Source organism: Mesorhizobium sp. WSM4832, assembly GCF_055811115.1.
The window spans coordinates 124,397-131,973 of sequence record NZ_JBVVQH010000024.1 but is presented as its reverse complement, the minus strand read 5'-3'; the positions used below and the strand labels follow the sequence as shown (position 1 = coordinate 131,973).

Sequence of the window (7,577 nt, the reverse complement as noted above, 5' to 3'; positions counted from 1 at the left end):
CTTTCCCTCCGGAGGGGGAAAGGTGGCGCTGCGAAGCAGCGACGGATTGGGGGAACCACGTGGCAATCAAGCCTCGGGTCGATCAGTCAGTCACAGAAGATGTGTGCATAGCGTAACCTGGATGGTGGGGAGATCGGCAGCGCCTCAGTTCTCGCTCGGCTCCGTTGGCGTTGGGCCGGGCGTCCGGGTTGAGAGCGATGTCGGGTGCGGTTTTGGCGCTTCTCCCGGACATTGGTCCTTGATCCTGGTCCAGGACGTATTGTTGAGGACCATGTCGCAGCGGGCGAGATGGCTCTCGCCGGCCAGCGTCAGGCACGCCGTCTCGCCGACATCGTAAGACTTGCCGTTGGCAAGGCAGGTCGGAGCCGCCAGCGATGGCGTCGCCACGGCAAGCGCCAAAGCAAGGCCGACCGGCCAGAAAAGAAATCGGATCGCCATTCAACCCCCACAGCAACCCGCATCAAAAATGGGATTTGTGGCGATATCAGGGTCCAGCCAAGCTTGAATGTTTCAGGCTGGCAGCAGGGCGAGATCAATCGCGACCGGCACGTGGTCGGAAGGTTTTTCCCAGGCGCGGACATGCTTTTCCACCGAGGTCGACGAGAAGCGGTTGGCGGCCTCCGGCGAGAGCAAGAGGTGGTCGATGCGGATGCCGTTGTTCTTCTGCCAGGCCCCGGCCTGATAATCCCAGAAGGTATAGACGCCGGCCGAGTCGGTCACGGAGCGCACCGCTTCGGTGAAGCCGAGATTCTTCAGCCGGCGGAAGGCCTGCCTCGTCTGCGGCTGGAACAGCGCGTCACCTACCCAGTTCTCGGGAAACCGCGCGTCGGCAGGTTCCGGAATGACATTGTAGTCGCCGGCCAGCACCAGCGCCTCTTCGAGCCGTAGCCGCTCCTTCGCCCAGCGCTCCAGTCTGGCCATCCAGGCCAGCTTGTAAGAAAACTTCCGCTCATCGTCGATCGGGTTGCCGTTCGGCAGATAGAGCGAAGCGACACGCAAGGCGCCCTGGTCGGTCGAAAAGACGCCTTCGATAAAGCGGGCATGGTCGTCCGCATCGTCGCCCGGCAGGCCGCGATTGACCTCGTCGAAGGGAAGCTTCGACAGGATGGCGACGCCGTTGAAGCTCTTCTGGCCGTTGGTCTCGACATTATAGCCCAGCGCCTCGATCTCGGCGCGCGGGAACTGGTCGTCGACCGTCTTGATCTCCTGCAGGCAGACGATGTCCGGCGCGCTTTCGGTCAGCCAGTGGGTGAGGTTGCCGATGCGGGCGCGAACGCCGTTGATGTTCCAGGTGACGATCTTCATGGCAACCTCAATGCGGTTCGGACGGAAGGCGCTCGACGAGGCCGATCGTATTGCCTGCCGGGTCCTTTAGAAAGGCCATCCATTCGCTTTCCTGCGCCGGACCGAACTGGCCCTCGGTATCGCGATGGACGAGCGTCGGCGGCGCGGTGAAGGGAACGCCGGCGGCTTTCGCCTCCGCGTGGAAGGCTTCAAGCCCGGCAATGTCGAGATAGACCGTGCCGGCCGGAACGCCGTCGGTGAAGAGCAGGCGCACATCGCCGGCCAGGATGAACGCGATGCCTGGCGGATCGTAGCGCGCATGCACCTTCATGCCGAGGACGCCCTGCCAGAAGGCAAGCGTCGCATCGAGATCGCGCCCGGCCGACAGCGCGACCTGCCGGAACGCGCCAATGGCAGGCATTTTCAAAAACCCCCCCTTGCCAGGTTCTCGGTGTTGTCTGCGAGTATTCGTTGGATTGCATCCCTAAGATGCGGTGCCTGCTCGCGCGTCGTGTGCTCATCCGTCCAGTCACAAGCGCTATAGAGATCGCCAAGCCAATGCGGGAATTCGTATCGACCCTCGATGGGAGCAACCATTCGGCAGACGTGGAAGGGGTCGACGTCGTCCTGTAAGTAGGTGCGCAGGCGTCGAAGGAACATCTCGCGCGCTATTTCACTGGCCTCCATTGAAGTATCGTTGAAATCGGGAAAAAGCCGCTTGATCAGCGATCTCAGACGGCCATGGGCCCTCCCAAGGGCAGTGGCACTTCGTGGGTTGCATCGGACAAGCCACAAATAGTCGATATCTTCGGCGTAGCTTTGCGGCGTCGCGTGACGGTTCGCCCAGTTGACGATGTCGGTATCGGAAATTGCGCCTATCTCGCGAGCGATAAGAACCGACCTTGGATCCTCATTGCCCTCGAGAAGCGACTTCATATCTTCATATGGAAAAACTGGTGCCGCAGCCGCAGGAGGCGACCGCGTTCGGGTTCCTGATCTGGAAGGACTGGCCCATCAGGTCGTCGACGAAGTCGATCACCGAGCCGCCCATGTAGACCAGCGACAGGTCGTCGATCAGGATGGTCGCGCCATCCTTCTCGATGGCGACATCGTCATCGTTCGCGCCTGCGACGAGATCGAATTTGTAGGAAAAGCCCGAGCAGCCGCCGCCTTCGACGGAGACGCGCAGAGCCGTCTTGCCCGGTTCGCCGGCAACGATCCTGGCGATCCGCTTTGCCGCGGCATCGGTCATTTCGACCTTCATGGCAGTCTTGGCATCCGCGCCCATCGGCGTCACCTTGCTTTCGGTTTCACATGATAGGTATGAAGCGGGCGTGGCCAAGTCAACTGGTGGATCAATGGACGAGCGGCAGGGCAAGGGTGCTCTCGGCGACATCGGGTTCGGCTACCGGCCGCGCGCCGCCTATGCCAGCGACCCGGCGCGCTCACGCGGACGCCTGTTCCCGGAGGACGAGAGTCCGACCCGCACGCCCTTCCAGCGCGACCGCGACCGCATCATCCATTCCACCGCCTTTCGTCGGCTGAAGCACAAGACCCAGGTGTTCGTCGCGCATGAGGGCGACCACTACCGCACACGGCTGACGCATTCGATCGAGGTGGCGCAGATCGCCCGCGCGCTGGCGCGGGCGCTGCGCGGCGACGAGGACCTCGCGGAGGCTGTGGCGCTGGTCCACGATTTCGGCCACACGCCGTTCGGTCATACCGGTGAGGACGCGCTCAACGAAAAAATGGCCGGCTGGGGCGGCTTCGATCACAACGCGCAGTCGCTGCGCGTGGTTACGCGGCTCGAACGGCGCTATGCCGAGTTCGACGGGCTGAACCTCACCTGGGAAACTCTGGAAGGGCTGGTCAAGCACAACGGCCCGCTGACCGATGCGAGCGGCAAGGGGCTCAAGGGGCCGGTGCCGCAGGCGATCCGCGACTATTCGGAGCTGCACGACCTCGAGCTCGACCGCTTCGCCGGCATCGAGGCGCAGTGCGCGGCGATCGCCGACGACATCGCCTACAACACCCACGACATCGACGACGGCCTGCGCGCCGGCTTGCTGACGCTGGACATGCTGCAAGGCGTCGGCCTGCCTGGCTCGATCCTGAGAGGCGTTCGTGAGCGGTATCCCGGGCTTGATGACGTGCGCACCGGTCACGAGCTGATGCGACGGCAGATCACGATGATGGTCGAAGATGTCATCGCATCGACCACCGCCAATATCGGGCGCCTGAAACCGGACAGCGCCGACGCGGTGCGAATGGCCGGCGAGACCTTGGTGACGTTTTCGGCCGCCATGGCGGCGGCCGAGAAGGAGTTGAAGGCCTTCCTCTATAAGCATCTTTACCGGCACGCGGAAGTCATGCGGGTGCGGGCCGACGCCGAGCGGATCGTGCGCGAGCTGTTCGACGTTTATTTCGCCGATCCGCGCGCCATGCCCGATGGCTGGCGCGAAGGGCTCGATCGGGCCGAGGATCGTATCAAGGCGCGCAGCGTTACCGACTTCCTCGCCGGCATGACCGACACCTATGCGCTCAAGGAACATCGGCGTCTGTTTGACCATACGCCCGATTTGAGCTAGGGCGAGCCTCGATTTTGCCGGCCATCGAGCCGGTCGCCTCTTAAAGCCCAGAGCAGTTCCGATGAATATCTTCGCCGATTTCAACGCGCGGATCATAAAGGCCGTCGAAGCCCTTGACCTGAAGGACAAGGATGGCTCGTCACCGGACCTATCGCGCATCACGGTCGAGCCGCCGCGCGATGCAAGCCATGGCGATCTCGCCACTAACGCGGCGATGGTGCTGGCCAAGCCCACCGGCCAGAACCCGCGCGCGCTTGCCGAGAAACTGGCCGAGGCGATCCGCGCCGACGTCGATGTCGCCTCGACCGATGTCGCCGGGCCGGGCTTTGTCAATCTCAGGCTCAAGGACGCGTTCTGGCACAGGCATCTGGCAGCACTCCTCGGTGAGGGGCGCAATTATGGCCGCTCGACTATCGGCGGCGGCCGCAAGGCCAATGTCGAATATGTCTCGGCCAACCCGACCGGCCCCATGCATGTCGGCCATTGCCGCGGCGCCGTGGTCGGCGACACTTTAGCCAATCTGATGGCCTTTGCCGGCTACGACGTGACCAAGGAATACGTCATCAACGACGCCGGCTCGCAGATCGACGTGCTCGGCCGCTCGGCATTGCTGCGCTATCGCGAGGCGCTTGGCGAAGACATCGGCGAAATCCCGCCCGGGCTCTATCCGGGCGACTATCTGGTCCCCGTCGGCCAGGAACTGGTCAAGGAATTCGGCCGCGGCCTTCTGGAGATGCCGGAAGAGGAAGCGCTGGCGATCGTCAAGGACCGCACCGTCGATGCGATGATGGCGATGATCCGTGACGATCTGGCGCTGCTCAACGTGCATCACGACGTGTTCTTCTCCGAGCGCACGCTGCATGCCGACAATGCCAAGAAGATCCGGGCTGCAATCGCCGACCTGACACTCAAAGGACATATCTACAAAGGCAAATTGCCGCCGCCGAAGGGCGAGAAGCCCGACGACTGGGAAGACCGCGAGCAGACCCTGTTCCGCTCGACTGCGGTCGGCGACGACATGGACCGGGCGCTGGTCAAATCGGACGGCTCGTTCACCTATTTCGCCGCCGACGTCGCCTATCTCAAGGACAAGGTCGAGCGCGGCTTCGTCGACCTGATCTATGTACTCGGCGCCGACCATGGCGGTTACGTGAAGCGGCTGGAGGCGCTGGCGCGGGCGGTTGCCGGCGATACGGTCAAGCTGACGGTCCTGCTTTGCCAACTGGTCAAGCTGTTCCGCGACGGCGAACCGGTGCGCATGTCGAAACGGTCCGGCGATTTCATCACCTTGCGCGAAGTGGTGGAAGAGGTCGGCCGGGACCCGATCCGTTTCATGATGCTTTACCGCAAGAACGACGCGCCGCTCGATTTCGATTTCGCCAAGGTCACGGAGCAGTCGAAGGACAATCCAGTGTTCTACGTCCAGTACGCCTCGGCGCGCTGCCATTCGGTGTTCCGGCAGGCGAGCGAGCAGCTTGGCGAGGCGATATTCGATCGCAACCGGCTCACGGCCTCCGTGGCGGCGCTGACCGACGAAGGCGAAATCGCGCTGATCCGGAAGCTGGCTGAATACCCCCGGCTGGTCGAATCCGCGGCGCTTTCGCTGGAGCCGCACCGGCTCGCATTCTACCTCTACGATCTGGCTTCCGGCTTCCACGCACAGTGGAATCGCGGCAACGACAACCCGGACTTACGTTTTGTTAAGGTTAACGACCGAGAATCAACCTATGCCAGACTAGGGCTGGTGCAGGCTGTTTCGGATGTCTTGACCTCCGGCCTGACGCTGATCGGGGCAGACGCGCCCACCGAAATGCGTTAGGTTTAACTAAAAAACCTGTCACCTTTTGCCCACATTGCGCTGGTAAGGGCCAACCCTGCGCGACGTCCATGGCGTCCGACTGTGTGCGAGTTCGGGAACAATAATGGCAGACAGAACCCCGCTGAAGGTAACCGACCACAACGATATCGCCGACGATGATCCGTTTGCGGAGCTGACCCGGATCATGGGTTTCGATCCGCGCCAGCCCGTCAGGCAGCCGGCCCCCGAGGCCGAGAAAGCCGGGCCGGCTAATCATGGCGCCGAGGAAGGCGATTTCGACATCGACCTCGAGAAGGAGTTGATGGGCGAATTCGATTCCGTCGAGGAAAGCGCGCCGGTGGCTCAGCAGGCTGGCCTGCATCAGATCAGCAATGAGCCGGCCTTCGAGGCTGCCAGCCCCGCCGCGAATGACGACGAGTTGACCGCGTCCTTCGAACAGGATTTCGTCTTCGACGACGCGGCCGATCATGCCGACTTCGCCGTGGCTCGCGCACCGGGACCGGATTTCGCTCCGGCGCCGCGAGTCTTGCCGACGCCGCAAGTCACGCCGGAACCGAAAGTTGAGCCGGAAGTCGCGTTTGACGATGATTTCGACAGGGCGGTCGCAAGTTCGCTCGATGTCTCGCCGCTCGAAGACGATCTGCCGATCGATCAGGAAATGGCGGCTTCGCTGGACCAGGATTTCCAGCTCGACCATCACGAGCCGGCCGACCTCGAATATCACGAGCCGGCTGACGCCCATCAGGGTGCCGTCGAAGCGGTGCAGGCCGCGAGCGAAGGGGCGTTCGACGCCGATTTCGACAACGCGGTCCAGATGTCGCTCGAAGACGAGCTGTCGTTTGAGAGCCAGGAGCTTGATAGCGAAGAGTTTGAGAGCCAAGAGCCGGAGCAGGATGCGCAGTCCGTCGAACCGGTTGAAGCTCACGCGGCCGCCCCGCTGATATCCGAAGAAGATTTTGCCGGTCAGTTCGACCAGGCGATGACCGATGTCGACATCAACCTCGGCCAGGATCTTGGCCAGGATCAGGATGTTCAAGAGCCGGAGCTGTCGATCGACGACGAGCCGGCACCGATGGCGCCGATCGAGACGGAGCATTTGGCCGTTGAGCCCGAGCTTGCAGAGCCTGATCTTGCCGCCGCGCTGTCTCTTGATGACGATTTCGAACTGAGCTTCCGCGATGCGCTGGACGAGGAGCCGCAAGCTCCGGCTGTCGAGCCCGCCGCGGTCGAGCCGGCTCCCGTCGTCGCTGCTCCGGTTCCGCCGGTCGCGGCCGTCGAGCCGGCAAAGCCTGCCGCCAGCGAGCGCAGCCTGGAAGATGAGCTCAATGCGCTGCTTGGCGCCATGACCGCGCGGCCGATGCCGGCAGTCAAGGAGCCTGCTCCGGCGCCGCGGCTGGTTGCGCAACCTGCCAGCCATGAAAGCGAGAAGGCCGAGGCCGACAATCTCGATTGGGATCTCGACGAACACGAGCCGGTGCAGAGCGGCCAGGTCGTCCAGCCAGCCGAGGGCAGCCTGGACGACCTACTTGCCAGCGAGCTCGATCAGCAGGATTTTGCAACGTCGGCCAAGGCTGAACCTTCCGGTGCCGAGCCGGGTGTCGATTTCGACGACGACGCTTTCGGTGCGGCTTTCGACCGGAGTATCGAGGCCGAGCAAGAGGCCGCCGCCAGGGCGAAGTCTCCGGAAAATTCGTCCGATTGGCTGCATTCAACGTCCGTCGAGCAGACAAAGTCGTGGGGCCGTTCGACGCCGACTACAGCCCCCGCGGCGCACGCTTGGTTGGCCGCGCCGCGGGCGCCCGCGGCGCGGGGGCTGATGGCAGCGCCGGCATATAGCCGCGCGCCGCAATTGTATTATTCCCCCTAGGCCGAGCGGGCGCTGGCGC

General features: G+C 63.3%; 8 protein-coding genes. 3 read left to right on the top strand and 5 right to left on the bottom strand.

Annotated features, from left to right (window positions below; genetic code table 11):
- Positions 1–144 precede the first annotated feature (144 nt).
- The 5 genes from AC0L2L_RS28290 to erpA form a co-directional block, all read right to left on the bottom strand.
- Positions 145–438: a hypothetical protein gene (locus AC0L2L_RS28290; RefSeq protein ID WP_473583179.1), complete on the bottom strand. Its 294-nt coding sequence runs from the start codon at positions 436–438 to the stop codon at positions 145–147.
- 72 nt (positions 439–510) lie between these two features.
- Positions 511–1,305, bottom strand: a complete 795-nt coding sequence (xth, locus tag AC0L2L_RS28285) for an exodeoxyribonuclease III (protein WP_473583178.1) — start codon at positions 1,303–1,305, stop codon at positions 511–513.
- Positions 1,306–1,312: 7 nt separating this feature from the next.
- Positions 1,313–1,705: a VOC family protein gene (locus AC0L2L_RS28280; RefSeq protein WP_473583177.1), complete on the bottom strand. Its 393-nt coding sequence runs from the start codon at positions 1,703–1,705 to the stop codon at positions 1,313–1,315.
- Positions 1,706–1,707: 2 nt separating this feature from the next.
- Positions 1,708–2,220, bottom strand: coding sequence for a hypothetical protein (locus AC0L2L_RS28275; protein WP_473583176.1), 513 nt, complete (start codon positions 2,218–2,220; stop codon positions 1,708–1,710).
- 4 nt (positions 2,221–2,224) lie between these two features.
- Positions 2,225–2,572: an iron-sulfur cluster insertion protein ErpA gene (gene erpA, locus AC0L2L_RS28270; RefSeq protein ID WP_027167253.1), complete on the bottom strand. Its 348-nt coding sequence runs from the start codon at positions 2,570–2,572 to the stop codon at positions 2,225–2,227.
- Between the two features lie 70 nt (positions 2,573–2,642).
- On the opposite strand from erpA, the gene AC0L2L_RS28265 reads away from it, so the two are divergent.
- From AC0L2L_RS28265 to AC0L2L_RS28255, 3 genes are all read left to right on the top strand, one after another.
- Positions 2,643–3,872 (top strand): deoxyguanosinetriphosphate triphosphohydrolase, encoded by a 1,230-nt coding sequence (locus AC0L2L_RS28265; protein ID WP_473583175.1) that lies wholly within the window; start codon positions 2,643–2,645, stop codon positions 3,870–3,872.
- Between the two features lie 61 nt (positions 3,873–3,933).
- A complete protein-coding gene (gene argS / locus AC0L2L_RS28260; RefSeq protein WP_473583174.1) occupies positions 3,934–5,691 on the top strand; it encodes an arginine--tRNA ligase in 1,758 nt (585 codons plus the stop codon).
- A 103-nt stretch (positions 5,692–5,794) separates the two neighbouring features.
- A complete protein-coding gene (locus AC0L2L_RS28255) occupies positions 5,795–7,558 on the top strand; it encodes a hypothetical protein (protein ID WP_473583173.1) in 1,764 nt (587 codons plus the stop codon).
- Positions 7,559–7,577: the final 19 nt, after the last annotated feature.